The 25,792-nt window shown below is 39.6% G+C and carries 28 protein-coding genes and 1 pseudogene; 2 read left to right on the forward strand and 27 right to left on the reverse strand.

Annotated features, from left to right (window positions below; translation table 11 throughout):
• Positions 1–530: 530 nt before the first annotated feature.
• From NE671_RS12135 to vanR, 21 genes and pseudogenes are all read right to left on the reverse strand, one after another.
• Complete coding sequence (locus NE671_RS12135) at positions 531–722, reverse strand: DUF6019 family protein (protein WP_059085796.1); 192 nt, start codon at positions 720–722, stop codon at positions 531–533.
• 63 nt (positions 723–785) lie between these two features.
• Positions 786–1,136, reverse strand: coding sequence for a DUF2116 family Zn-ribbon domain-containing protein (locus NE671_RS12140; RefSeq protein ID WP_059085795.1), 351 nt, complete (start codon positions 1,134–1,136; stop codon positions 786–788).
• 59 nt (positions 1,137–1,195) lie between these two features.
• A complete protein-coding gene (locus NE671_RS12145) occupies positions 1,196–1,447 on the reverse strand; it encodes a hypothetical protein (RefSeq protein ID WP_235812351.1) in 252 nt (83 codons plus the stop codon).
• Between the two features lie 44 nt (positions 1,448–1,491).
• Complete coding sequence (locus NE671_RS12150) at positions 1,492–2,940, reverse strand: L,D-transpeptidase family protein (RefSeq protein WP_118037293.1); 1,449 nt, start codon at positions 2,938–2,940, stop codon at positions 1,492–1,494.
• A gap of 60 nt (positions 2,941–3,000) precedes the next feature.
• The gene (locus tag NE671_RS12155; RefSeq protein ID WP_235812414.1) at positions 3,001–3,579 is read right to left on the reverse strand and encodes an energy-coupling factor ABC transporter ATP-binding protein; all 579 of its coding nucleotides are present in this window, start codon (positions 3,577–3,579) and stop codon (positions 3,001–3,003) included.
• Between the two features lie 339 nt (positions 3,580–3,918).
• On the reverse strand, positions 3,919–5,409 hold the full coding sequence (gene galT / locus NE671_RS12160; RefSeq protein ID WP_059085793.1) for a UDP-glucose--hexose-1-phosphate uridylyltransferase: 1,491 nt from the start codon (positions 5,407–5,409) through the stop codon (positions 3,919–3,921).
• Positions 5,403–5,753, reverse strand: coding sequence for a DUF2500 domain-containing protein (locus NE671_RS12165; RefSeq protein ID WP_059085792.1), 351 nt, complete (start codon positions 5,751–5,753; stop codon positions 5,403–5,405). The genes galT and NE671_RS12165 overlap by 7 nt, the downstream gene beginning before the upstream one ends.
• 1 nt (position 5,754) lies before the next feature.
• Positions 5,755–5,934 (reverse strand): annotated as a pseudogene (locus NE671_RS16085) (AraC family transcriptional regulator); the annotation flags it as partial.
• Positions 5,935–6,361: 427 nt separating this feature from the next.
• The gene (locus tag NE671_RS16195) at positions 6,362–6,460 is read right to left on the reverse strand and encodes a hypothetical protein (RefSeq protein ID WP_158565314.1); all 99 of its coding nucleotides are present in this window, start codon (positions 6,458–6,460) and stop codon (positions 6,362–6,364) included.
• A gap of 25 nt (positions 6,461–6,485) precedes the next feature.
• Positions 6,486–6,965, reverse strand: a complete 480-nt coding sequence (locus NE671_RS12175) for a hypothetical protein (protein WP_059085791.1) — start codon at positions 6,963–6,965, stop codon at positions 6,486–6,488.
• A gap of 61 nt (positions 6,966–7,026) precedes the next feature.
• Entirely contained in the window at positions 7,027–7,221 is a 195-nt protein-coding gene (locus tag NE671_RS12180; RefSeq protein WP_055056113.1) for a zinc ribbon domain-containing protein, read from the reverse strand.
• An 80-nt stretch (positions 7,222–7,301) separates the two neighbouring features.
• Positions 7,302–7,682 carry a DUF4825 domain-containing protein gene (locus NE671_RS12185; protein WP_055056114.1) on the reverse strand — a complete coding sequence of 127 codons (381 nt, stop codon included), beginning with the start codon at positions 7,680–7,682 and terminating at the stop codon, positions 7,302–7,304.
• A gap of 92 nt (positions 7,683–7,774) precedes the next feature.
• Positions 7,775–8,107 (reverse strand): DUF1648 domain-containing protein, encoded by a 333-nt coding sequence (locus NE671_RS12190; protein WP_173734484.1) that lies wholly within the window; start codon positions 8,105–8,107, stop codon positions 7,775–7,777.
• Positions 8,095–8,256, reverse strand: a complete 162-nt coding sequence (locus NE671_RS12195) for a hypothetical protein (protein WP_173722117.1) — start codon at positions 8,254–8,256, stop codon at positions 8,095–8,097. Before NE671_RS12195 ends, NE671_RS12190 begins: the two co-directional genes overlap by 13 nt.
• 118 nt (positions 8,257–8,374) lie before the next feature.
• Complete coding sequence (locus tag NE671_RS16200; protein WP_015524992.1) at positions 8,375–8,578, reverse strand: PF20097 family protein; 204 nt, start codon at positions 8,576–8,578, stop codon at positions 8,375–8,377.
• A 100-nt stretch (positions 8,579–8,678) separates the two neighbouring features.
• On the reverse strand, positions 8,679–9,032 hold the full coding sequence (locus tag NE671_RS12200) for a DUF3784 domain-containing protein (protein ID WP_330590508.1): 354 nt from the start codon (positions 9,030–9,032) through the stop codon (positions 8,679–8,681).
• 360 nt (positions 9,033–9,392) lie between these two features.
• On the reverse strand, positions 9,393–10,634 hold the full coding sequence (locus NE671_RS12205; RefSeq protein WP_059085789.1) for an ABC transporter permease subunit: 1,242 nt from the start codon (positions 10,632–10,634) through the stop codon (positions 9,393–9,395).
• Between the two features lies 1 nt (position 10,635).
• The gene (locus tag NE671_RS12210; RefSeq protein WP_059085788.1) at positions 10,636–11,523 is read right to left on the reverse strand and encodes an ABC transporter ATP-binding protein; all 888 of its coding nucleotides are present in this window, start codon (positions 11,521–11,523) and stop codon (positions 10,636–10,638) included.
• 140 nt (positions 11,524–11,663) lie between these two features.
• Complete coding sequence (locus NE671_RS12215; protein ID WP_059085787.1) at positions 11,664–12,728, reverse strand: sensor histidine kinase; 1,065 nt, start codon at positions 12,726–12,728, stop codon at positions 11,664–11,666.
• Positions 12,729–12,741: 13 nt separating this feature from the next.
• Positions 12,742–13,251 (reverse strand): VanZ family protein, encoded by a 510-nt coding sequence (locus NE671_RS12220; protein WP_059085786.1) that lies wholly within the window; start codon positions 13,249–13,251, stop codon positions 12,742–12,744.
• A gap of 16 nt (positions 13,252–13,267) precedes the next feature.
• A complete protein-coding gene (gene vanR, locus NE671_RS12225) occupies positions 13,268–13,963 on the reverse strand; it encodes a VanR-ABDEGLN family response regulator transcription factor (protein WP_173740085.1) in 696 nt (231 codons plus the stop codon).
• A 371-nt stretch (positions 13,964–14,334) separates the two neighbouring features.
• On the opposite strand from vanR, the gene NE671_RS12230 reads away from it, so the two are divergent.
• Both NE671_RS12230 and NE671_RS12235 read left to right on the forward strand, forming a co-directional pair.
• Positions 14,335–14,814 carry a sigma-70 family RNA polymerase sigma factor gene (locus NE671_RS12230; protein WP_059085784.1) on the forward strand — a complete coding sequence of 160 codons (480 nt, stop codon included), beginning with the start codon at positions 14,335–14,337 and terminating at the stop codon, positions 14,812–14,814.
• A complete protein-coding gene (locus tag NE671_RS12235) occupies positions 14,811–16,253 on the forward strand; it encodes a DUF4367 domain-containing protein (RefSeq protein WP_059085783.1) in 1,443 nt (480 codons plus the stop codon). The genes NE671_RS12230 and NE671_RS12235 overlap by 4 nt, the downstream gene beginning before the upstream one ends.
• 274 nt (positions 16,254–16,527) lie before the next feature.
• Here the strand turns inward: NE671_RS12235 and NE671_RS12240 are convergent, their stop codons facing one another.
• From NE671_RS12240 to NE671_RS12265, 6 genes are all read right to left on the reverse strand, one after another.
• Positions 16,528–17,394 (reverse strand): DUF2971 domain-containing protein, encoded by an 867-nt coding sequence (locus NE671_RS12240; protein WP_059085782.1) that lies wholly within the window; start codon positions 17,392–17,394, stop codon positions 16,528–16,530.
• Between the two features lie 57 nt (positions 17,395–17,451).
• Complete coding sequence (locus NE671_RS12245; protein ID WP_015542764.1) at positions 17,452–19,200, reverse strand: M56 family metallopeptidase; 1,749 nt, start codon at positions 19,198–19,200, stop codon at positions 17,452–17,454.
• 6 nt (positions 19,201–19,206) lie between these two features.
• Positions 19,207–19,596, reverse strand: a complete 390-nt coding sequence (locus NE671_RS12250; protein ID WP_059085781.1) for a BlaI/MecI/CopY family transcriptional regulator — start codon at positions 19,594–19,596, stop codon at positions 19,207–19,209.
• Between the two features lie 132 nt (positions 19,597–19,728).
• Entirely contained in the window at positions 19,729–20,631 is a 903-nt protein-coding gene (locus tag NE671_RS12255; protein ID WP_015542765.1) for a hypothetical protein, read from the reverse strand.
• Positions 20,632–21,042: 411 nt separating this feature from the next.
• Positions 21,043–21,828, reverse strand: coding sequence for a class B sortase (srtB, locus tag NE671_RS12260; protein ID WP_059085779.1), 786 nt, complete (start codon positions 21,826–21,828; stop codon positions 21,043–21,045).
• Between the two features lie 68 nt (positions 21,829–21,896).
• The coding region (locus NE671_RS12265; RefSeq protein ID WP_256164036.1) for an LPXTG cell wall anchor domain-containing protein at positions 21,897–25,792 on the reverse strand (3,896 nt) is incomplete at its 5' end.

Genomic DNA, 25,792 nt, shown 5'->3' on the forward strand with positions numbered 1-25,792 from the left:
AAGGAGAATTCTTGTTATATTTTGTTAAATAACTATCGTTATCAATTCTATTCCAATCGAATAATACTCCTTGTAAGAATTGATCATTCATCTAATCACCTGCCTGTAAAAAACACTTTCTAATCTACCTTTTCTTTCTCTTTGGACAAGAAGCAAAAAGAACAGAATTGATTATTCCAACTATCCACTGACTGTTTATGAGTCCAAATAATCTTGTTTGTATGTACCCTCTGAATAATACTTCTAATGTTCTCTTTGCTACAGTAAAAAAATAAAAAGAAGCCAGCAGTCAAAATCAAAGGGATCCATATCTGTGATAAATTCAGCACAATAACATTTATATTTGTTGTATAAAGCCAGCCCTGACAGAAAGCACTGCACATGATTAAGCAGTAAACTGCAAGAGCTTTCATCCCATCCCTTTTATCATTTTTTCTCAAATTACTTTCGTACTATATATTTAACCAACTCATTCGATCACTCCCACATGCCAGCTAATTCTATTATGCTTTCATCATCTCTATAAACTTTTATTTATCTTCTAACTCAAATCCGAGTTCTTTCAATTCTTTTTCGTTTCTGACATCTTCTTCCGTTTTCTTTCCAGTAATGGCACTGTAGGCTTCTTTGATTCCATTTTTCACTGCCCATTTGATGACGAAATACAGCGCAATCAAAATAATAATTGCGGTTCCCCCGCTTAAACCTAATTCATTCCACATAATCATTAACTCCTCCGATTTCGTAACTTTCAATTTATTTTCAATTTTGCAGGCTGGGATTTATCATTGAATAAAACACATCCATACTCCAACTGCTATAATCAATATGCCTGATATTCTTCCTGCGAATTTTGACTTTTGATATCCTAGAAAATTAATTGTTTCAGGAGTTGTAAATGGCAATAAAACAACATCTATACCCATTACTACAATCCCAATTCCTATTATAAAGACATTATTGTTAGAAATAATGCCATAAAACATAACTAAGAATCCCAAAATAATGCCTAATGTAAAATACTTGATTTTATGGCTGTCTTTATCCATCATCTTTTCATAATAATTTTCACATTTACTGTTACAAAATTCAAAATTATCATTGAGTTTTTTGCCACAATATTTGCATTTTTTCACACTCTATTCCTCCATAATTTCCGTTTTGTTACTAACATGATATCATATTTTTTTCTCAATTACATCCACCTAATTTTATACACTACCATTCGTTTTGCTTCTGTAACCAGCATCCTCTTGATCTTCTCCTGCAAGGTTTCCTTTGCATCTTCATCAATCGAATAAATCTCATTTATCTCGATTTTTTTCGGTTCCCGGTCAAAATGGTCAAAGACTTCTTTCCATATCTGGACGGAACATACACACTTTTCTTCCATGAAATTATTGCTGATAATTATAAAAAAAACAGAAGACCATTTAAGATCTTCCATTTTATAAACAAACCTCTATATAAAACTATATATCCTGCCCATTTTTAATAAAAACAGACAATCGGCACACTTTCGTCTATCCTATTATAAAGTTCTGCCGCTTTGTCCGCCGGAAGATTAATGCATCCATGGGATCCACCACCTTCTCGGAAACGATTTCCTCCAAAGTATGGCTGCCATGAAGCATCATGAAATCCAATCCCCCCATTAAAAGGCATCCAGTAAGTTACTGGTCTTTCATATTCATATTTCCCATTTTCCAGCATCTTTCCTTTCAGCACAGATGGACTTTTCTTGTAATACAGTTGAAAAATTCCCGGTGGTGTCTGCCGTTTTGCATACTGCATATCTCCTGACACAATATCCGATTCCAAAATGATAGAACCATCCTGATAGTAATATAAATGCTGTGCAGACAGGTCCACTTCAATATACGTGCTGCCTATATCATTCATTCCCCGTGCATTTGCCCGCATAGCGTATACCGGTTCCCGGCTTATCTGTACTCCTGCAATCATTTCCTGCATAATGGTTTCTATTTCTTTTTCCTGATCGATCTTCCATCCATAAACGGAACTATACACCTGAACAGTACGTCCGCTTGTTGTACAAAATTCCCTCTCTGTATTTACGGTATCATGTGTGGCAGCCAGCTGTGCCACATATTCTGCCACACACTGTCTCAGTTCATCCTCATTTTTTTGCAGCCGTCCTCTCTCATCAAAAATAAGCCATTTTCTGATCTCGTCTCCCTCCAATGTTACCGTTTCTTCTCCAAATATATATACGATTTTGGTCCGAATCAGATTTTGGCATTCTTCCAATGAATTTTTAAGATCTGGATCATCTTTCAGTACTGCCGCTTTTACATAAACAGCCGGACAGCTATTCAGGTCAATCGTTCTTTTTTTGCTAGCAACCGCTTCTGACAGTGCCTGATAAGCTCCATTGAAATCCAGGGTATTCCCTTCTGTTTCCGGTACGATTTCAAACTTCGAATCTTTATAAGCTACATATGCATCTTCTGGTGCTGTCTGATTCTCTTTTTTTACACATTCCAGTTTTTCCAGCTGTTCTTTTAACTTCACTTTATCATAGGTCATGTTTTCCTTGGCTGTATAATTTTGTTTTTTCCAAAATCCCCGAACCCATTTATATGGTTTTTGTTCATCCAGATATTGGGAAATACTGCCATCCGAAACATAACGATATCCGATCAATTTTCCATTGATACTCTGTGATTTCAGATTTCTTGCCTTTACTTCCAGCAGATAATCCTCTGCTTTTTTAGCAACCGCCTGTTCTGCCTCTTCCGATGTTTTTCCAGAACAGTTAATTCCATTGATCGTTGTTCCCCGAAAAAATCTGTCTGAATAGTAATAAGACATTCCTGCATAGCCAGCCATAGCAAAGAACACTATGATGACAGTGATTATTGTCCACATTTTTTGCTTTCCATTATCCTTACCGGTTATCTCTTTTCTTTTTCCCATCCATGCCCCCTGTTTTTAACGATAAACAGCATTCAGACATATTTTTTAAATCGTCTGATTTTAATATCTCCGATTTAATAAAAAATAACCAGGGCTGCTGGAAAAAACATTTTCTTTTACAAACAGTAAGCTGATTTCTACAAAACATTTTACGCTGCTCTTTTCTGCGAGGATCCGTATCAGCCGTCTCCGGTTCTTTGGGTCTAATGCTGTTGATGGTTCGTCCATCAGCATTACCTTTGGGTTCATTGCAAGGATGGTGGCTATGGCAGCTATTCTCTTTTCGCCACCTGACATCTTATAATTCTGGCGGTCTTTCAAATGTATAAGGTCCAGTTCTTCCAAGGCCTCCCTGGCAAGCTGATCTGCTTCTTTTCTGCTCTTACCATAATTTAATGGTCCAAATATCATATCTTCATAAACCGTCGGCATAAACATCTGATTATCAGAATCCTGAAACACATACCTCAGGCATTGCCGGATTCTACTTGAATTTTCCTGATTTACTTCTGTTTCATCAACAGTGATCTTTCCCTTTGCAGGGATCAGTCCCAGCATTGCCTTCATTAGCGTAGACTTCCCTGCACCATTGGCTCCGATCAGCCCCACCTGTTCTCCTTTACTGATATGGAAAGACACATAATTCAAGGCATTTTTCTCTTCTCCATATCCAAATACTACATTTTCAAATTTTATTATTTTCGTCTACACTTTCTATACAAACATTCTTCCCAGCAGCACTGTGACTGAGCATGTTCTCATCAAAATAAATACTGATACCCAGAAAATCACATATCCCCAGGATGCAAGTTTGTTATATGCTTTCTCTGCATAATAAAATTCCCCATGGAATCCCCGCAATTCCATACTTTCGTATAATGCAACTGCCCGATCCATGCTTCTTAAGAGTAGCTGCCCTAAAAAAATGGGAGGTTTCACTTACCTCCCATTTCCCAAAGAATCCTTTTATTTCAGTTTTTATAATGTTTCAAGAAAACGCATGAATGCTTCTCTTCCCTCGGTCGTACATTTGTATACTCCTGCATCTTCCAGAACATGGGTAAATACGATTCCAATCTCTTTCTGAAGAATGCCATGGATGTTTTCTTTTGTGATTTCCGGATATTTCGGAAGAAACTTCTTAACCCACTCTGCATGTTTCTCAATCTGTTCATTTGAAGAAATATCTTTGCCTTCGAGAATATACTCTTCCAAAAGTTCCATCTCACCTTTTAATCTGGCCGGAAGAACTGCAAGTCCCATAACTTCGATCAGACCGATATTTTCTTTCTTAATATGATGATATTCTGCATGCGGATGGTACACTCCCAGCGGATGTTCTTCTGTTGTGATGTTGTTCCTTAATGTCAGATCCAGTTCGTAGGTATCACCTACTTTACGTGCAATTGGTGTAATTGTATTATGTGGTTCTCCATTGGTCTCAGCATAAATAAATGCTTTTTCATCGGTATAGCCTCTCCATACTTCCAGCACATGTGTTGCCAGATCTACCAAACGGTTGAAATCTTTATGTCGAATACGAAGCACAGATAATGGCCATTTTACAATTCCAGCCTCTACATCTTCAAATCCCGGAAGTACCACGTGCTGCTCAATTGGTGCTTTTGCCATTGCAAATGTATAATGTCCACCCTGGAAATGATCATGGCTTAGGATCGAACCACCTACGATCGGCAGGTCTGCATTAGATCCAAGGAAATAATGCGGAAACAGTTTTACAAAATCAAACAGTTTAATGAATGCATTTCTCTCGATTTTCATTGGAGTATGCTGGCAGTTAAACACAATGCAATGCTCATTGTAATACACATACGGAGAATACTGGAATCCCCAAGGAGTATCATTGATTGTGATCGGAATAATTCTGTGGTTCTGCCTTGCCGGATGATTAACACGTCCCGCATATCCTTCATTTTCCGGGCAAAGAAGACATTTCGGATAACTTCCGGATTTTACATTCCTTGCCGCGGCAATTGCTTTTGGATCTTTTTCCGGTTTGGACAAATTGATGGTAATATCAATCTCACCGTATGGACTGTCTACCTTCCACTTTTGATCCTTCTCTACACGATACCTGCGGATATAATTGCTGTCCTGACTCAGCTTATAAAAATAATCAGTAGCTTTCTTCGGGCTTTCTGCATATTTGTCCCAGAATTCTTTTTGTACCTGACCCGGACGTGGCATCAGACAGTTCATCAATCTGGTATCAAATAAATCCCGGTATACAATACTGTCCTCAATCAGACCTCTTTTTACGGCTTCATCCAGCAATTCGTCCAATGTTTCTTCAAGATTAACAGGTTCCTCAATGTTGTCCGGTTTTTCATAATCATCTTCATGAAAAACATCCAGCAGAAGATTTGTTGTGTAGTTTCTTTCACATTCCGGTGTCAGACCTGTTGTAATCCCATACTGTACCAGTTTTGCAATGCTTTCACTTAACATTTTTCTTCCTCCTGTGCTTCACTTTTAAATTTATATTTTTGGTAACATATATACCGATTTCCCTGATAAGTCAGCATACCTCGATCGCCTTTTTCCAATTCACGAAAATCTCCCTGTTGCATTTGAAATTCCATCAAACTTCCATCTGTCATCTCAAATACAACGCGAAACCAAGGTACATGTGCTTCAGACTGCATATGGGTATAGATTCCTTGCTTCTTTTCAACTACAGTCGCATCAACAGATTCAACTGCCGCACTACTATTATTGCTGAAACTTAACAACATTTGGGTAAATACAAACATCATGATTATGAGTGCTGCTACACAGATTATAAATGCCATCCTATTTCTCCATTCCAGATATTTCATCCTGGGTCTGACTTATATGTTGTTCACGATAAAAATTCCGGTATTCCCTTGACGTTACTTTATATCTTTCACGAGATACCCGGTTAAATGTCCTTTGGCTCTCAACTCCTGCATCCAGGCAAATGTCTGTGATGCTCTTACCAGTACATTCCAATTAATCTCCTGCAAGTTTTGTCTACTTTTTCTTCCCATTTGGCAAGTAATAGACGTCTTCTGATATTATAATGTGCTTGTAAGATAAAGAAAGGAGGAAAACGAAATGAAAAGATTTAAAGCATACGTCAACTACCTCATGAACTTCTATGCCAACTACTTCAGAATTTACCGCTATATGTAAAGGACATTCCTGCCATCACAGGAATGTCCTTTACGGAAACCCAGTTTCAATGGTTTCCCTTATTATACTCTAATTTAGTTGCATTTGTACATGAACAGGATTCTCGAAAACATAGACAAAATTGAACAGAATTATGAAAATACTCTTACCACGTTTTTTGATTTTTAAACCACTTATTAGCAGACGGATCCGCCAATGCTGAAAACGGATAGGCAGTTTTCCTTTCAGCTTTCAATTTGTCCAATTAATAATCTCTGAATTTCCATACATCTGATGGATTTGCATTTTTCATCCTCAGCATTCTTTGAAGCTGCTCTTCTGTAAACCACAAATCGTGCAGTATTTTTCCGAAATATAGAGGCTAGATATCAGACCGCTTCATTGCAATTATAAACTGTTGATTTACCAAGATTATTTACATATACGGTAATCAAGTCGCCTTTCTTAAGATCCGGCTTTTCCCATACCAAACGGCTTTTATGATAATACACTTTATCATGATATGTAAAACTATATAGAATCCTGTATGGAATCTGTCTTCTATATCTTGTGTATTTTTGCAAATATACTTTTTCTACCAAGCCCTTCACTTTTGTACCATTTTCGATTAATTGTAAATGTAATTTATCAAGCTTTGCAGTATAAATTCCAAGAGCAGCACTTATTATACACAAAAGCACCCCCGTTATAGAAAACACAGTTCCCAACATATCTGGATTCTGAATACCTGAGTTTACTGCTGGTTTTAATATCCCAAGAAAACTTAAGATACCGGAAACAAGAAAGAATGTTCCTATCCAAAAGAAGATAACTCTCAATAAATCTTCTGTATAATTAAGTTTTTTCATATTTATTTTCTCCACAAGCATTCCATCAAAATTTTTTATCCTGTTTCAATCATATCTAATTTTACTTCAATTTAGTTAAATCCTCTAAATACATTTCTGTATGTCCACACTCTGGACAGACTGCAACTTTAACATCATCTATAGTTGTCGTTTTTTGTTTTTCATCTACATCTACAACGATCCCATAGCCACCGCCATTAACTTTAAGTCTTAAATCCGCTCTCATGACTGTTCCACACTTTTCGCATTTTCTCATTGCTGTCCTCCAAATATATATTTCGCTTTCCTATTTTTCTTACTACATAATAGCAGACAAAATATTAACCACTGAATGATCTACCGTTCATACGATGCAATGATTTCCTTGCTATCCGCTATTTTATAATCAAGTGTTTCCAAATTACCAATCAAATCAAATGTCATATCCGCATTAACTTGCAATTCATCTTCAATCTTAACTGCAGACGGCTCAACTTTTAGAAATACTGTTAATCCATAAGGCTTCGTTTCAGACTGTATCTGTATGCTATCATAAGAATATCCTTCCGGATACTCTTGCCCACTTACAATATTTATAACATTCGAAGAATCTCCTACATAATCTGTCTTGTACTGTGACAAGTCAGGAATCTCGTACAGTTCTTCTTTTCTGCCACATGCAGAAAGCAATATTGCTGATACCGTAAATAAAATAATTGGAATTACTTTTTTCATCATGAACCAGCTCCTCTTCACACTTTGATATAAAACAGCCTGCCCAATGAACCAGAAACTGCCATATATCTGCTTCTTTATTTATAGATCAGCCTTTAAACAAACGAAGCATAAATCATAAAAATTTCTGCGATCAATATAATTCCTAAAACACAATCAATCATTAGGTTATATTGACCAACTGTTAGCCAAGTCTTCGAATGCATCAGAACATACTTTATACTTTTTATACCACTCAAGATTGTAACAGCCAGAAGGAGTATCGGCATTAAAAAAATTTCTGTCTTATTGCCAAAGTCATCTGCGACTCCATTCCCAGCAAAGTGAACGGGAATAATCTCCGGTAAGAAAAAGAAGCTTATTATTGCAATCGCAATTCCAACGATGCAAATTCCCCATGTTAATTTCCTGCTGCTTATACCATCCATAACAGTGCCTCATCTGGAACGATATCTAGTAAATATGTTTCCTTAGAAGAAATTTTTTCAAGAAGTTTTTCCAGTAAATTTTCTTCCTTACCTTCTGCTATTAGCAGAAGTTCCTTATACAAAACCGTAGGAATTCCAATAGAATACATTTCTTCCTCATATACGAGAGAGCCAAATGTCCGGCCTTCCTCGCCCTCTGGATATTTTTCTATTATCTCTTTTTATCCTTTCCCGTTACGGTCATTACAATTCAAAGAATTGAAAATCTCAATATTCGTAAGAAACAATAATCTTTCTGCAGAAATCACAATTATAGGCAGCTATGCGGTCTCCAGATATCCTTGCTGCCAACTCTGGATCCGTATTTAACCGCAAACTCTCAGAGCCTTCTTTCCACTCCAGTCCTGCCCCTGCGCCAACCGCATGCAACTGACCCTTTCGCATTTTTCCTTCACAATATGGACATCTCATATTCACGTCATCTCCTTTAAGTAATTAAAGTTCCTCTTGTTCCCGAGAATTATCCTGTTCCTGGATAGCTTGTATATCTTCTTTCGAATATAATTTTTGCCTAAATGTTCTTTTCTATTTTTTCTCGTTTCATACGTTCTTTCATCAATAAAACAAATTGAACGGTCCATATTACACACGCTGCAAAACATCCGATTCCACTGTATAATAAATCTATGGCTGCACCGGCTACAAATGGCAGTGCCATCCACATCATCCGATTTCCATATACTCTGCACATTTCTTTTTCATCATACTGTTTTCGTTCTTCCGTAGATTTCATATTATAGCCAGACAAAAATGCAGCGGCCTTTCCATTTGATTTTACAAAACTGATTCCAAATAAAAACATAATCACTGCCATTCCCAAATCAAAGATAACACAGATTATCATTGTAGACACCTCACTTCCCACTCTGGCTATCAAATAAAAAAAGCCAAACACAACAGTAAAACTTATTATGTTTGGCTAGGTCAACTTGTTATTTTTTTATCACTTCTTATGGTTGTATTATACTATATATTTTTCTATAGTAAAACAATTTTTTATATTATTTTTTATTTTAATATTATATTTCTACTATCATCAATTTTTCAGATATTTTCAACGCATAAACAATGCTATTAACTACAATATTTCCAGAAAATTCATCATAGGTTTGTGTTGCCACAAAGAAACGCTGGCTCTGAAAATCAAAGCCGTCGTTCCAAATTGTCTGCTTTTTCTTTTGCCGTCGTGCGGCAGATAATCAATTCGTTCTATTTTGAACTTCTTTTATGCTACCTGATGTCTGCAATAGGAATGAATCGCCAAGAATGTAAACACAAATAATTCAATTCCTGCCGAAAGCAAAATAATATGCGGTGTCCAGAAACTCATCCCACCGATATTCAGATAATTGAAATTTGCAAGCTGACAAAGGAAATTGTTCTGCATACCAATTCCGGCAGATGGAAGTATGGTAGAGAGCCATGTTGCTCCCATCGCCACATAAGCAAAAAACGGCATGAGAAGAACTACAATAGAGATCAGCAAAACTGTCAATGTGTCTTTACATTTTGCAGACAGGAACAACGTACAGCTAACCGTTGCTAATACAGAAAGTAAGCCCGCTGCTGCGAGAATGATCTGCAACTGCCCCAGATTGATGTTTGGCAGGTTAATGATAGAGTATCGCATCTGAAACGATGTTTTTAAGCAATCCGTCCCGAACGCTGCATCTAAAATCAGAATGTGTACCGTGATCCCGACAAGGAAAGTAACAACGAAAAGTGTAAATGCTGCCAGAATTTTGGTAATTGCTAATTGTTTACGCCCGTATTTGGTGGTTCGCAGGATGCAGTCACCGCCCGTTTGATATTCTCCGGCAAAAGTAGGAGCTGCGATTGCCACACACAAAATAGCAAGGAACAAAATATAAAACTCAATATAATCAAATGCATCTTTAGAAATTCCAGAATGAAGATAAAATGGCGTATCAAGTTCTGAATATTTTTCAAGAGCTTTCTGTTGTGCGGTTTCGTTTTCTCTTTGCTCATTCCGCATGACATCCTGTAAATGTTCTGCGCACTTTTCATAATAGGCTCCGTCAATGTCATTCGGGTCAATATCCATTAAATCAGCACCAATGCCTGTTAATGGATCAGCAAACGCTTCGGGCAGACCCATCAGCAAGTGACGGAACGGGACGATTTTTTCAATAAATACAGCCAGAGGAAAGCCCTCTTCCTCGACTGGCCCATATTCTCGAACGCAGCTTTGATAAGTTTCCAAAGCCGATTTGATCCTATCCGGGGTCACTTCACCAGCGGATGTTTTATATAAATCTTGTTTGTACTTGATCGCTGCCAAGCCGTCTAATTCTGTAACCGTGCCATCTTCGTTTGGACGGTTAATACCCTCAAATGAAATAGGCAGGTATGCCATGGCTACGGAAAGCAAAAGTGCGATTGCAAGTATAATCAGGGTGCGCCGTGACTTCAAAATACGTTTTATTTCAAGTCTAAAGAGTCGCATATTATCTCTCCTCCTTTTCCAAGTCTGTCTGCGGAAACAACCACAGATACAGATCTTCCAATCGTGGTTCCGTTGTAACAGATCCATCAATTTCCGAGTGTTCGGACAGATAACGAATAGAAACCTGATTGTGATCTTCGCCTCGCTGATTGATAATGTGCAGCCGCATTTCACATTCCGGCAGCTTTGAGGCCGGAATTGTGCAATTCCAAACCTTGCCCTCAATCTGCTTGACAAGTTCTGCGGTAGTTCCGACATCAACAATTTCTCCGGCTTTCATAATTGCGTTGCGCGTAGAAATATATTCTATGTCAGATACGATATGGGTGGAAATCAACACGATTCGATCATGCGAAAACTCGGAAATGAAATTCCGCAGACGCACGCGCTCTCCGGGATCGAGTCCTGCTGTCGGTTCGTCCATGACAAGTATCTCCGGGTCGTTCAACATAGCCTGCGCAATACCAACACGACGCTTCATGCCACCTGACAGATTGGAGATTTTTTTCTTTTTCACATCGGAGAGCGAAAGAATGTCCAACAAATGATTGATCTTTTTGGTAGTTGCCCTTGTGGGAATATCTTTCAGCGCAGCTATATACTCCAAATAATCTTTGACCGTAAAATCCCGGTGATACCCAAAATCCTGCGGCAGAAAGCCAAACTTGCTTCGGTAGACTTCACCTAACTCTCGAATGTTTTTTCCGTCATAGTAAACTGCTCCGCTGGTTGGTGTCATAATATCAGCAATCATGCGCATGAGCGTGGTTTTCCCTGCACCATTCGCCCCCAAAAGTCCCCAAACGCCGGGAGTCAATGTCAGATTGACATCATTTACTGCTGTTTTGTCTTTGAACTGCTTGCTTAAATGCTCTATTTTCAGTTCCATGCTTACACTCCTTTCTTTTGCTTCGGCTGAACAATAAAAAGCCTTTGTTCGATAATCATTGTACCGAACAAAGGCTTTTCAATCTCAAAAATCACACGCTTAAATTCCTAAGTAATTCCTAAGATCACAGTCTTATTTTCCTAAGCGGAAAGGGGTAATGTAATCACAAAGTCTATAGTTTCGTTTTGACTGGATGCAGTAATCTTTCCACCATGTAAATGTATAATTTCTTCCGCAATAGAAAGACCAAGTCCCGCACCACCTGTATTAGAAAGCCGGGCATCATCCAAGCGATTGAATTTCTCAAATATACTGTTAAGCTGTTCCTCCGGGATTGTTTCCCCACGATTTTCAAAAGTAATCTGAATATCATGCTCTAACCGTTTGGCGGATATAGTGATTTCTGTCTGCGGGTAACTATATGACGCGGCATTTCGTAAAAGGTTACTGAAAACTCTCGCCAGCTTTTCGGGATCAGCGTTCACAGATAAGTTGTCCTCCGCAGTAAATACCGCCGTGTTGCCATTTGCAGAGAGTGTCGGGTATATTTCATCTATTACCTGCGCAATCAGACAATGCAAATCTACATTTTCTTTTTTGATAATGACCGTATGTGCATTGTACTTGGTAATTTCAAAAAGCTCATTGATAAGTCTTTCAAGGCGCTCTGCTTTGTCTAACGCGATCTTGACATACTTTTCCTTTTGCTGCTCAGGCATATCAGAGGCTTCATGGAGTAGGCTCAAATAACCGATCACTGTTGTTAAAGGTGTGCGTATATCATGTGCCAGATACATGACAATTTCATTTTTCTTTTCTTCAGCCTGCTTTGCAGCCTGCTTGCTTAACAGAACAGACATTTTGATCTGATTGAGCTGTTCCTCCAGTTCTTTCAGAGGATCAGACAACGATACTGTATGACTGTTCTGCTCATAGACCGTTTGGGTTGCGTCAATTACTTCATCCAGATAGTCCCACGGCTTTTTCCAATAGTAATTGAAGATACATACAAAGCCTATCACCAGATACAGAATAAACAGCGGACCAAGCCTCCAGTAGATCCATGCAAAAATATCGTTGTCAAATTTTGAAAAGATGTAGTCCAAGAGAAGGGTCAAACCATATCCAACAACGGTATAAATCAGCAATGATAGATATAAGCGCACTTTAAGGCGCTTTTCTGTTGTCATTTCTTTCTTCGACATGAGAATACACCTCCTACCGATTAGCAAACAGAATTAAGCCAAGCAGTCCAATCACGACAACACTTACTATGCTTGCCAGAATGGAAAACAGTCTGTTTGCTTTTATTCTATTTCCGATTAACCGAGCCGTCATCGAATATACAGCAAGCCCCAAAAGACCACCTGCCGTATTTGTGAGTACATCAGTAATATCAGAACGTCCGACTGCTAAGATATACTGCATAGTTTCCAATAAAAAACTTGTTCCAGCAATCAGCATGAATTTCACATATAATTTTGTTCCTGGCAGAAGCATTTGAAGATAAATACCCATAGGCACAAAAATCAAGAAATTATCGAGCCCCTCTGTTAAGTGAAATGCTGCTCCGATTTCCTTGTCATAGTGAAAAGGAATAAAGTTTATACTTCTTATCTTATCCAGATCACTGATTGAAAATTGTAGTTTAAAAAGTATGATCCAAACCAAAAGTGCCAGATAAATTAAGAATAAAATGGTTACAAAGCAATTTGATTTTCTTTTCATAGCGTACTCCTTTCGCTTAAATTTTGTAACCAACACCCCAAATCGTTTTAATATACTGCGGAGTATCGGAAGTATCTTTCAGTTTCTCACGCAGATGCCGGATATGCACAGTAATTGTGCTGCTGTTTTTAGAGTAGTATTCATCTTTCCAAACTGCATGAAACAGTTCCTCAATGCTTACAACATTCCCGGCACTTTCCAAAAGAACCTGGAGGATAGAAAATTCTGTCGGTGTCAGAGAAACCGGCTCACCGTCTAACAGACATTCATGGGTCTGCACATTCAGGCACAATTTGTTATAGGAAAGTTCCGATGGAACTTTCTCTGTGATGATACTGGGCAAATATTTCTTGTAACGTCTTAACTGCGCTTTCACTCTGGCAATTACTTCAAGTGGGCGAAAAGGTTTTGTCACATAATCGTCCGCTCCCAATGTCAGCCCCGTTATTTTATCCGTTTCCTCAATTTTAGCCGTTAGCATGATGATTGGATAAGTGTATTTCTTTCGGATAAGCTGGCAAAGTGAAAAACCGTTCATATCCGGGAGCATAATATCCAGAATGGCAAGATCAATGTCGCCGCTTTCAATACACGACATGGCATCCGTTGCGCAATAAAATTTATAAACGATGTAATTTTCGTTTTTCAAGTAGACCTCCAACAGATCCGCTATATCTTGCTCGTCATCTATAATCAATATCTTTTCAGACATATTTTCAACTCTCCTTTTTGCTTGTACTCGATTAAGTATAACAAATACAGCATCTAAATTCACAATGGATTACATGAGAAATTATTAAGATTTTCCTAATTTTTTTTCATGCTAATATGATAATGCACATTAGCATATTAGCATGAAAGTAATCACAAATAACACCCATGAACAAATTTAATTATAACAATGTCCCTTTGCAAATGCTTGTTTTATTGCTTTTATTATGGAATACTATCGAAAGTAGACATTTTTTTGTGCAAAACCACGAACTTGTCCATTTATAAGAAAAAGAATAAATTATTAGGGATATTTTTGATTTCTGCACGTCTAAGAAAATGCTGGCTGGCAAAAAAAAAGGTGGTGTTTAAATGACAAAGGAACAACTTGGATCTCTGATCCTAGATTCAGAAAGACAATTATACTCAACTGCAAAAACAATTTTATTTAGTGACTATGACTGTGCAGATGCTATTCAAGAAACAATTGTGAAGGCTTTTTCCAACGTCGGCACATTAAAAAACGATAACTATGCCCGGACCTGGTTAATCCGTATCTTAATCAACGAATGTTACAGCCTTGTGCGTAAATCCAGTAAATTTATCCCATTGGAAAATCTGGCTGACAGACAGGAACCGGAATCAGAAAAAACAAAGAATTACAGTGAATTGTATACAGCCGTAAATTCCTTAAAAGAGGAACTGCGTTTACCCGTTATTCTATACTATATAGAAGATTTCAGTGTAAAAGAAATCGCCCAGATCCTTGAAATATCGGAAGGTGCCGTTCAAAAGAGACTTGCAAGGGCAAGAGGAAAATTAAGGCAGGAATTACAGGAGGTGTCAATATGAGATTAGAAGATATGAAAAACGATATTCCCGAAACACCGGATTTTATCCATAATATGATTCAAAATGAGGTAGCAAAGCAGCTGGCGGATAATAAAGTGGCGAATCTGCGAAGAAGAAAACGATGGACAGCTCCGAAAGTTGCCGCAGTGGCAGCTGCGTGTGCACTGGCAGTTTCCACGGCAGTATATGCAGGAGTAAATCTGTATCACTGGTTTTTGGAAAAACAGGGTTCTTATGGTGTTTCAGTCAAAATTGATGCTGGTGATGCAGCAAAGAAGACCGTGCTTCCAGATGAGGTCCCAGAGGTAGATCTGTCTGCTAAATATGTTCCGGAGGGCATGAGCTGGATTGACGAGTACCATCTCCAATATCCTGAGCATGGCATGACTGGCGGGTTCAGTTTTTCATTTGTCCTGTTGGATAAAAATGATCTGGGACAGGTAGTACAGGATCAGAATGTTATTGATAGTGAAGAGCGTACATTTGGAAAATACCAGGGGATATATCTCAAATATAATAGCATTACCGAAAACGGGGCTCTTAACCAGAGAATTTATCTTGTCTGCCCGGATTTATATCGTGTGCTTATGATCTACATCGGAGATGATGTGTCAAAGGATGAAGCCATAAAAGTTGCAGAAAATCTGGTGATTGAGGGAAACACGACTATGGTAAAGACCGCCGGATTGCCTACATGGAGCGGAGAGATGATATCTGAAAAGACAGAAGATGATAATGATGAAATAAGTACTTCTGTAAATGAGAAAAAGCTACCCATTTACCAAATTGGTGACACCTTTGATCTGGATGTGATTGGTGAAAACACAAATGGTGAATATCTGGAAAAAACGATTTCTGCAAAGGTAGATTCTGTTCAAATTTCTGATGATCTTCAGCTTCTCGATCCGGACAAAATACCACAAGAATGGGCGGAAGCCATTGATGCTGATGGAAAGCTATCTACAAACACATTGAATTATGTGAAATCTGGCGACGGAATCGATTCCCTGGATGAAATTGTGAAGTCAGAGGAAGTGAATCAGAAACTGGTCTATGTTACAGTTACCTATACCAATCATTCAAATGAGGAAATCGACCATATGCTTTATCTTGGTGCTTTACTGACCCTGACTAAGGAAAATGGAAAAGTACAGCTTTACATTCCAACAGAACAGGCCGGCGATGGCTATGACTACATTAGCTGGGACGGCGTGGCAAAGACTGGAGGAATGGTATATTATAGTGTCTCTGAAAATTATGGCAATGGTGGAAACTACATTTCCTCTATAAAACCAGGCGAAAGTGTACAGCTGAACATGGCCTGGATCGTAAATGAAAGCGACCTCAAAAATCTGTATCTGAATGTGACTGGAGACGGAGCTTCATATGAGTTCTCTGAATATATACTGAAAAAGGGACTAGTAGATATTCGCAAATAATATGCTATCGTTTATGATCCCATTTTTTTATATGTCATATATGAAAAAGCGTTTTTCGATTCCTTTTGGTTTCGAAAAACGCTTTCTTTGCTTCTTCGATCTCTGCACATGAAGTGTAATCTGTGGTATCCAATACGATTTCCTCATTCTTTCCATTGCCGGTTAATAATTATAACGACAGTGTACTATATGAAGCAACCGACAACAACAAAAATCATTAAATGAGTTTCGACAGAAAAAGAGATTCCACACTGTAAGTGGAACCTCTTATCTATTAACGCAATGGACAATCAGATACTTTTATATTTTGAGCCAGTTTATGCAACCCAAGATGTCTGCAGTAGTTTTCCAAATCTTTTGGATTCTGGGATGAACGTGGTCCGATAATAATTGAATTGATAATATCTTCCCTGTGCATATTTTCTGTTTCTAAGACTTTTTGTAAATCTAAAATGTAGAACTCTTTTATTATATTGAATGTTTTGTATTCGATATGAGGATCGTTGTCCGTTACAAAATATGGTGCGATTCGGATTTCCTTTTCAGCAGTAAATGTAGGATGTTTGTGAATAAGGGCACATAATGCTAAATTATCAATGAATCCATCTAAGTTGGAAAATCCTTCCAGAATTCCAGTGGAAATATATGAAGACAATAATTTGTATAATTCATGATCCCTGGTCTCCTGAGTATAATACTGTTCGCCAATGATCATCCCATGATAATATAACAGGTTGTGCAATGCTTCGGTATTGAATTCTATTGCAACACCACGTCCATGATCGGCATAGCGGTCCCATTGAGCTGCATCGTCTAATGCCTGTGACAAACAGAACATAAAAAGGTGTTTTTGCGATGTTCTGTCATATATTTCTTTAAATATTTTATCAACATCACATTTGGGTTTTATATTGTTTTGGGTAAGACCGTTCTCAATGTTCTGCTTCAGGTTATCAATAAACCCAATCACTTCTTTTGCATCATTCACATTCGTTGCGCTGCCAAACCAAATCTTTTTTTTCCTTAAAATTCCATCCAAGGCTGGAAAAGAAGTGTAATGCCATAAAGTTTTACCAACTTTCTGAACAAATTTGTCAGTAGATTCCTGTCTTTTCTGAATTTCTACTAAATTGTAGGTCATATACAATACCTCTTCTGAAATAATATCATTTGAATATGCATCGATCGGACAAATCCTTTATTCTGTATAGATGTTCCCATTCTCATCCGTCCAGGTGCCGTCACCATTGTCTGTGTATCCGACCCCATCTGCGTCACAATAATAATAATCTCCGTTTGTTGTTTCTATTACATTAACAGTACCGTTACTGCCCTGGAGTTCATGCTGTTCCAGTTGGTTTCCGAAATGATAACCTTCGTCATTCCAGGTACGATATGAATTTCCATTGGCATCTGCCCAGTTTCCATCTCCCTGATAACTGTATCGGCTCCCATAATAATCAGAATAGGTCCCATCTCCGTTATCGTAAAGAACTCTGGATTCTTCATCTCCTCCACCCGGTGCTACAATTGATGCTACACCGGAAGTAGTACTGAATCCACTGGTATATGGTACGCCTGCTGGCAGATTTTCATAAGATGAAACAGACCCGTTGTTGTCAGAGGTAATTCCATCATCGGTCGTTTCACTTACCTGTCCGCTGTTTTCCATGGCAGGTTCATCGTTTGTTTCCGCATCTGCTTTTTCCTCTTCGTCTACAGAATCCTCTGTATCTGTATTCTCTGTCACTCCTCCTTCGTCCTGGGTTTCAGCAGCTTTCTGCATAGTTACCATTTCAGAAAATGGTGCATAATCCGGTACATTATTTTTCTCTGGATCTGCATTTTTTTCAATACCAGACTTCTCCGTCTCTACTGAAACTGTATCTGTCCCGGCAGAGACATTAAATACCAGATTACCGCCTGCAAGCAGCAGCGTCACAAGAATTCCCGGAAGAATTCCTTTGCGGAGTTTCCGAATGTTCACCATATACAGAATCCGATCTTTAAACACCATTTCGCTGTCATTAAGACTTGCTGTCACATATGGAATCTGATTTTCCATGGCTACTGTCCTGAGAAGCAGCTGTCGATATAATTTATGTTCCTTTTTATTAACTCTGCGAACAACTGCTGTATCACACAGATTCTCAATATCCTTATCCGCTTCTTTCAGCATGATAAGAAGAAAGGGATTGAACCAGTATATCGATGCACAGATTCGAAGGAGCATCTTATACCAGAGATCCCGATGGCAATAATGTGTAAGTTCATGGTAAAAGATAAGTTTTCTTTCTTCTGCTGAATACCCGGTTGCTGGTAGATACAATTTTGTATGTAAAAGTCCTGCAAGAAGCGGTGTGGTAAGACCTGCGTTTTGCCTGAGTTCCGGTATTCTGCGTACGTGCTTCTTTTGACACGCTGCACGGTACATCTGAATACTCACCGTATCACTTACCTGCAGACTCATCCGTTCCAGATTCCTTATAGAAAAATAATATGCCAGCAATTCTCCCGTCAGTTTAAGTACCGCTACGCTCAGCCAGACAGCAGCAAAAATCAAAGCCACAATTCCCAGCCATTTATCTGATTCGTACCTGACAGTTCTCTTTTGTTCCGGGATTTCTGTCAGATTTTTCATGTCTTTGCTCGCAGATGATACGTTTTCTGTTATCTTCTGACTTTCCTCTGGTCTGACTGCGTAATCCGTTATCTTCGGGCTTTGCGTATTCTGTTGACTGCTTCTAAGTACTTTGAAATCCACCAGTGCCAGATTCGCCGGAAGGCGCACCGGAACACAAAGGCTTATCGTAATCAACAGCCAGATAAGGTACTTCCATCTCGCTGATACACGTCCTTTAAACAGAGTCGCAAGCACTTTTACCAGTAAAATTACTACTGCTGCAATAACATTCAGTTTCAGAATGTGTAGAATGAAAACCTCCATAATTCGCTATTCCTCCCTGTCCTCCAGGTTCTTAAGAAATTCACTGAGATCCTGGACTTCTTCCGAGCTGATCTTCTTTCCATGATAAAGTGAAGTTACAAACTTTTTTAGTGAATTCCCATAAAGTTTCTCAAGAACACTCTGGCTTTCATGTGCCTGATAATCTGACTGCGAAACCAGGGGTGTATACAGATTCATTTTTCCCTGTTTCGTCACTTCCACGAAATTTTTGTTCTCCAATCTGGTCAGCAATGACAAAATTGTTGTTGATGCAAGTTTTTTCTTCATAGTGATCACTTTCTCAATCTCCGGTCTGGTCATCGGCGGAGTATTATTCCAAAGAACGAGCATAATATCCAGCTCTGATTCCGGAAGTCTCTGGTAAGTTTTTTTCACTTTTTCATACCTCCTGTTACATATTTTCTACAAATGTAGGAATAACTCTATTTTACCACGGTTCACGGAAATGGCAAGGGCTTTTGCACAATTTGCAAATGCCCTTGCCATTCCTGCAGCTACTGACCACTATCAGTCTATTTCTGTATAACTGCTGCCATTTTCATCACTCCATGTCCCGTCTCCATTGTCCGTAAATCCTGTACCATTTTCGTCCTGGAAATAATAATCACCATTTGTAGTTTCCGTAACCGTCACAGTATTACCGTTTGCATCCTGAAGGTCATGCTGTTCCAACGTATGTCCCAGATGATGAGTATCATCATTCAGAGCTGAGTAGGTATTTCCATTTTCGTCGGTATAAGTCTCATCCCCATTATCGGTATAGTTCATTCCATCATCTCCACGATATTCACAAGAATAATCTTTGTGAAGAATGTAATTAATCTCAATGGTATTTCCATCACTGTCAACTAATGTCATTGGTGAGGTAGAAAGGATATCGGAATCATCATTGCTGTCCGAGGATTTTGCAGAAGCATTTTCTTCTGTATCGGAGGAATCTGAATCTCCTCCTGACTTCTGACTGGCAGTATCTGTAGTTGCCTTATCAGAATCATCAGAAGAATCATCGGTCTGGTTTTCATTCTCCTGTCTGGTAAGTGAAGGATTTCCAGGATACGAAATATATTCTACAAATTTTCTGACGTCACTGATGTCATCTGCATCTTTTGCATATCCCACTGCCATATACAGGCTGTTTCCCTCTGAATAAATTGTCTGATAGCAGGCATCGTATGTGTCATTGCATTTGGCAATCCCTGTTTTGACATCCTCCAGTGAATATTTATAGATATTTACATAATCATTTCCGTTCGTATAGCTTGCATAGGTACCTTCCGTATCTGCTTTTTCCCATTCAGATCCAGCCGGCGGCTGTGTATAGAAATCGTTATTTCCTGCTGCCATAACCGTTGCAGCTGAAAAAATCCCAAGTGTTGCTACCGTCATAAGTGTCATAAATTTTGTCTTCATCGTGGATTCTCCTAGAATTTTATTTTCTACATCTGTAGAAGTTAATTGTATTCTACAACTGTAGAATACAATTGTCAATTCTTTTTTCTATATTTTTTTATCATCTCAGTTTAATTTCTATTTTTCCTTCCACTGGGCTATATAAATCCAGAGGATCTTCATCGCTTTCATAAACACGTCCTTCGCCTTCTCCAAATGATTTGCGGCATACTGGACATGATAGTCAGAACTAATATTTCTTTTTTCATTTTTCTGCAATCGTATTTCCATCAAAAGTGCCATTTTACGCCATTCTTGCAATAAAAAAAAGGTCCTCCCGGATAGACTATTATTGTTCCTGTCCATCCAGAAAGACCTGAAAATTAAAATGTTATATTTTTTAGAAATTATCCATTAAATTTCTGCAAACATTTAAATAAAATCATGGGTTTCGTTTTCTACAAACTCCCCATCTAAGAAAGCAAGATCATCCGTAGCTTCCTGTACTTCTGCTTCCTCGTCAGAATATTCTATCTGCCCACCTTTCTCTTCCTGCCTTTCACACCATATGACCAGACGTTTGGAGGCATCTGTTCCACAGGTGGAAAGCAGAAGCGTCGGGACTTCTTCCTGCGTTCCAAGTAAAAAAGCATCTCCATCTGCCGGTGTATACTCGCATTTTACGATCACAAAGATCCATACCCCTTCATCCGGAAGATACAGATAGAGGATATGGTGTTCTTTTAAAAATTTATCGCCAAGGAAATTTCGAAGTCCGCGGAACATGCTGCCATCTTTCATATTGTGACCATAAATGATGTTCTTGTCATCAGAAAAATCGGCATTGTTATCGGAATCCAGGAAAATGGCCCCTGCCACATGTTCTGTCTTCTTAAAAGTATGTGTCAGGTAATAGGAGTCATCGTTTCCCTGAACTACCGGGTAATCAATGCTGGTATCTGGGATCCGGATCCATGCAACGATATCCGGATTGATCTTTTTTAATGCCTTAAAATCAACCACGGTCTGTTTCCCATCGCTTCCGTCTGTTCCTTCTGTGTGGTCATCCTCATCTGTTTCCTTGACGTATGTACGCAGGTCTTCATATTCCTGCACACCTTCCCGGTACATAAAGTAAATGCCAAAACCGGTACATACGCAAAAACTGAGTACCATCAGGCAGACTGCCACGATCATGATTTCTTTTATGTATCTCATACAAACCTCCGATTATTCTTCCTGGAAAAAGGGCTGCCGGTAAATCGAGCAGCCCTGAACCGTATTCCTTAATTTCCTTTTTTCTTCTTATACCAGATCACGCCGCCAATGCCGCAGGCAGAAAGGACTGCCAGAAGGATCGGAAGCCAGATGTTGGTGCTGTCCCCTGTTTTCGGGCTGTTTCCTGTCGGTGTGCTACCGGAAGGGGATTTGGTGTTTTTGATTTCTTTTACGATCTCGATCACCTTGGTTTTTCCGTCTTTGTATTCAAAGCGGATCTCTTCTTTTTTGCTGCTTAATTCATAACCATTTGGTGCTTTGGTCTCTACCAGGATATATTCCACGGTTTTCTCTACTTTTCCATTTTTATAAGTAGCAATCGGAAGCTTGCCGCTTGTCGCTGTTCCGGTCTTATCCGTTACCAGTTTTTCTACGACTTTTCCGCTTTCCTTTTCACGCAGTTCAAATTCTGCTCCTGAAAGGGCTGCCTTACTGGTGGAATCGGTCTTTTTGATGACCAGTTTTCCATATGGATGTGCGTCCTTCATTTTGACTTTCTGGACTTTTCCGGTATCTTTTACCGTAAATTTCACATCTTCCGCAATGAGGTATCCATCCGGAGCCTGCTCTTCACGAAGGGTATATTCGCCTACCGGAAGTTTTTCGACCATATGCGGTTTATCCGTGGACGTCCAGCTTTCAACTTTCTTTCCATCTTTATCCAGGATGATCAGTTTTGCTCCCGGTACCTCACTGGAATCCGTAATGTCTTTCTTGCTGATTTCCACTTTGGTCACATCATCAAGCATCTGGTGTTTCTGTACTTCTTTTGTGTTTTCGACGGTAAATTCAATACTTTCCGCAGTCACATAACCATCTGCCGGCTTTGTTTCTGTCATCTTGTATTTCTTTCCTACGATAAGGCCCTTGATGATATGTGCTTCCTCTTTGGATACCCATTCATCCACCGTATTTCCATCCTCATCTGTTACCTTTAAGGATGCTCCCGGAAGTTCTTTTTTGTCCGTCAGGTCTGCTTTGGAAAGTTCTACCGTAGTCTGTTCATCTTCAAAGGTGAACGCATACTCTGCAACACTGGTTCCACTGCCCTGGTACTCAAAAGTGAATTCCTGCGGTTCCTGGTCTGTCACATAGCCATCCGGGGCGGCAAGTTCCTTAATGTAGTACCTGCTGTCAATCGGGAGATCTGCAACAAACTGGATCTTTCCATCCTCATCTGTGGTCTTCAGTTCGATCAGAGTGTCTTTCGCAAGGAGTACTTTTCCTTTTGAAGATACGATGTCGTCTGCTGCATAGAGGCCAAAGATTGCCCCGGAAAGTACTTTGTCACTGTCCTTTTCTTTTTTCAGGACTTCCACCTGTACCCTCTGGCGCGCATTCTGCCAGTCGGCACTATAAGTAACCAGAGGTGTATCCTGGTCACGGTATGTAAGATCCACATATCTTGGTTCATTATCCAGAACGTAGCCATGTGCGGTCTCTTTTTCCACGATGTAATAACGTCCAAGCGGGAGGTTATCCATCTGGGCGATACCATTTCCATCTGTTGTAATGGAGCCGACCAGTTCATCTGCCGCATAATAATCTGCACTTACCCCGTCTGCTGCACGGATGGCTTCTGCCGCGTAAACATTGAAGGTTACATCAGTCAGGTTTCCGGTCACATAGTTGAACAGGTGCTCGATCATGCCTTTTGCATTGTCAAGAAGGGATACGCTGTCTAAGAATTCCCCTTTCTTGTTTACCAGAAGTCTTGCTACCGGGACTTCATCTTCCATTTTGACTTTCTGTACTTCTGCAGTATCAGAGATCGTAAACTCTACGTCTGTTGCACGTAAGTAGCCATATGGTGCAAGCTCTTCACGCAGAATGTAAGTTTTTCCAACCTGAAGTCGCTTGATCACATGTGGGGAATCCTTTACGGATGTCCAGGAATCGATCACGTTGCCATCCTTATCCAGTACACTCATGGAAGCCCCGTCAAGTTCTGTTCCGGTCGTGATATCTGCTTTTGTTACTTCTACCGTTGTCGGCTGGTTTTTCTTCACGGATTTTAATTTGATCGTTTTTACGTCCTGGCCCTGGTATGTGGCATCAAATTCCAGGATCTCATCAGAAGATACATAACCCGCCGGTGCCTGCAGCTCTTTCACATAGTATCTGCCAAGCGGAAGATCCAGCGTAAACGCTGCCTTACCTTTTTCGTTGCTTGTGATCTCCTGAAGCAGTGTATCTGCTTTTACAATCACCTTGTCGCCGGAAGAAATTGCTTCTTTATTGTATAATCCAAAGGTTGCACCTTTTAAAGCCTTTCCGGTCTCAGCATCCCGTTTTTCCACACTCAGCTCTACTTTCTGGCGTTCATTGGAAAATTCCAGTTTTTCTTCGATCTCCGGTGTGTTCTGATCCTTATAGATAAAGGCTACTTCCTGACTGTCTGGATTTAAGACAAATCCGGCCGGTGCTTTTGTTTCTTTCACACGGTATTTTCCAAGCGGAAGGTCTTTGATAACAGCTTCCCCATTTTTATTAGTGGTCACTGTTTTTACCAGGGTATCCTTTGCATAGATCACGTGACGGTTTCCCTGCTCGTCCACCTGATGATCCGGTGTGAAAATATCTTCTGCTGCGTAGATTTCAAATTCTGCCCCTTCCAGGGAAGCTTCTTCGTATACAAAATCCTTTTTAAAGGATTTTAAGGTTTCACCGGATTTATGGATCACCAGTTTGCCCTTGACCGGATGGTTTTCATAGGTCACGGTAATGATGGCATCCCCGCTGACGGAATCCATCTGATAAGCTGTATTCTTATCAACTTTGATCTCCACATACTGGGTATTCTGGGTGTAGCCATCAGGCGCTCTCACTTCCTCAATCCTGTAATTTCCGCATTTTAAGGATTCCGGAAGAATCAGGTAACCATTTTCGTCCGTAAAATAGGATTTATGGACAACCGTATTTGGATAGGTCGTTACCTGTTCCACGTACTTTTTCGCATCCAGGTCGTACACTTTGAATTCTGTATTGGCAAGGAGGACCGGCTGTTTGGTCTCATCATCCTGTTTCACGATCTTAAGCTTTGCTTTGAACTCATCGTCCAAAAGGACTCTCCATATCTGCGGTGTGCTGCTGTTCTCGGTTACGGTTACGATAAAATCATCTACCGGCATGAAATTATGCGGTGTTGTGGTCTCACGGACAATGTAGCGTCCATAAGGAATCGGGATGCTGCACGCATAGCCGCGTTCATCGGTAAACATTTCTGTTTTTCCATCTTCCGTAAGAACGATCGGGGTCGCATTTGTAAAGTCATAGCTTCCATCGTCCTTTACAGTCAGGCTGCTGATCAGATAAGCAGAGAATCCGGCACCTTTTAAAAGGTCCGCATCGGTCTTATCATTATCCGCTGCTTTAATCAACTGGAATGGCTGTTTGATCACGTCTTCTTTGGAAACGGTATTTCGTTTTACCGTCTCTACCTGGTCTCCTTCGTAGTTACAGTTTACATCATGCTCCTCTTCGTCCAGAAGATAACCTACTGGAGGCGTGATCTCCTTCAAATAATACTTTCCAAGATACAGATTGCTTACGCTTGCTTTTCCCTCTTTATCGGTCGTCAGGGTAGCTACCTGTTCGTCCTTTTTATAAAGGACTCCGCTCCTGCCATCCGGATGGTTAATGTCTTCCCTTGCATAGAGCCCGTAAATGGCTCCTTCAAATACGGCATCTCCCTGTGCGCTGTTTCCTGTCTCGCTGTCTTCTTTTACCAGGTCGATTGTTGCATTTACACGCTTATTTGTAAAGGTATGGCTAAAGTTTACCTTTTCTTCCTTATCATTGGTGAACTTAAAAGTGAAGGTGTAAGTATCCTCACTGTTTCTAAGGTAAATAGGCGTTTGCGAAACGCCACAAGCCGCATAAATACGGCATTTTTTGTTACCTA

Origin of the sequence: Blautia sp. DFI.9.10, from assembly GCF_024461705.1 — a bacterium.
Classification (GTDB): domain Bacteria; phylum Bacillota; class Clostridia; order Lachnospirales; family Lachnospiraceae; genus Blautia_A; species Blautia_A fusiformis.

Excerpts from the sequence above, each read along its gene's own strand:
- NE671_RS12255 (WP_015542765.1), bottom strand. The coding sequence starts at position 20,631 with ATGAAGACAAAATTTATGACACTTATGACGGTAGCAACACTTGGGATT.
- galT (WP_059085793.1), bottom strand. The coding sequence starts at position 5,409 with ATGTTAAGTGAAAGCATTGCAAAACTGGTACAGTATGGGATTACAACA.
- NE671_RS16200 (WP_015524992.1), bottom strand. The coding sequence starts at position 8,578 with ATGAGATGTCCATATTGTGAAGGAAAAATGCGAAAGGGTCAGTTGCAT.
- NE671_RS12245 (WP_015542764.1), bottom strand. The coding sequence starts at position 19,200 with ATGGAGGTTTTCATTCTACACATTCTGAAACTGAATGTTATTGCAGCA.
- NE671_RS12235 (WP_059085783.1), top strand. The coding sequence starts at position 14,811 with ATGAGATTAGAAGATATGAAAAACGATATTCCCGAAACACCGGATTTT.
- vanR (WP_173740085.1), bottom strand. The coding sequence starts at position 13,963 with ATGTCTGAAAAGATATTGATTATAGATGACGAGCAAGATATAGCGGAT.
- NE671_RS12135 (WP_059085796.1), bottom strand. The coding sequence starts at position 722 with ATGTGGAATGAATTAGGTTTAAGCGGGGGAACCGCAATTATTATTTTG.
- srtB (WP_059085779.1), bottom strand. The coding sequence starts at position 21,828 with ATGAGATACATAAAAGAAATCATGATCGTGGCAGTCTGCCTGATGGTA.
- NE671_RS12195 (WP_173722117.1), bottom strand. The coding sequence starts at position 8,256 with ATGTATTCTATTGGAATTCCTACGGTTTTGTATAAGGAACTTCTGCTA.
- NE671_RS12180 (WP_055056113.1), bottom strand. The coding sequence starts at position 7,221 with ATGAGAAAATGCGAAAAGTGTGGAACAGTCATGAGAGCGGATTTAAGA.
- NE671_RS12230 (WP_059085784.1), top strand. The coding sequence starts at position 14,335 with ATGACAAAGGAACAACTTGGATCTCTGATCCTAGATTCAGAAAGACAA.
- NE671_RS12205 (WP_059085789.1), bottom strand. The coding sequence starts at position 10,634 with ATGCGACTCTTTAGACTTGAAATAAAACGTATTTTGAAGTCACGGCGC.
- NE671_RS12150 (WP_118037293.1), bottom strand. The coding sequence starts at position 2,940 with ATGGGAAAAAGAAAAGAGATAACCGGTAAGGATAATGGAAAGCAAAAA.
- NE671_RS12175 (WP_059085791.1), bottom strand. The coding sequence starts at position 6,965 with ATGAAAAAACTTAATTATACAGAAGATTTATTGAGAGTTATCTTCTTT.
- NE671_RS12215 (WP_059085787.1), bottom strand. The coding sequence starts at position 12,728 with ATGTCGAAGAAAGAAATGACAACAGAAAAGCGCCTTAAAGTGCGCTTA.
- NE671_RS12190 (WP_173734484.1), bottom strand. The coding sequence starts at position 8,107 with ATGGATGGTATAAGCAGCAGGAAATTAACATGGGGAATTTGCATCGTT.
- NE671_RS12185 (WP_055056114.1), bottom strand. The coding sequence starts at position 7,682 with ATGATGAAAAAAGTAATTCCAATTATTTTATTTACGGTATCAGCAATA.
- NE671_RS12145 (WP_235812351.1), bottom strand. The coding sequence starts at position 1,447 with ATGGAAGATCTTAAATGGTCTTCTGTTTTTTTTATAATTATCAGCAAT.
- NE671_RS12165 (WP_059085792.1), bottom strand. The coding sequence starts at position 5,753 with ATGGCATTTATAATCTGTGTAGCAGCACTCATAATCATGATGTTTGTA.
- NE671_RS12210 (WP_059085788.1), bottom strand. The coding sequence starts at position 11,523 with ATGGAACTGAAAATAGAGCATTTAAGCAAGCAGTTCAAAGACAAAACA.
- NE671_RS12220 (WP_059085786.1), bottom strand. The coding sequence starts at position 13,251 with ATGAAAAGAAAATCAAATTGCTTTGTAACCATTTTATTCTTAATTTAT.
- NE671_RS12240 (WP_059085782.1), bottom strand. The coding sequence starts at position 17,394 with ATGACCTACAATTTAGTAGAAATTCAGAAAAGACAGGAATCTACTGAC.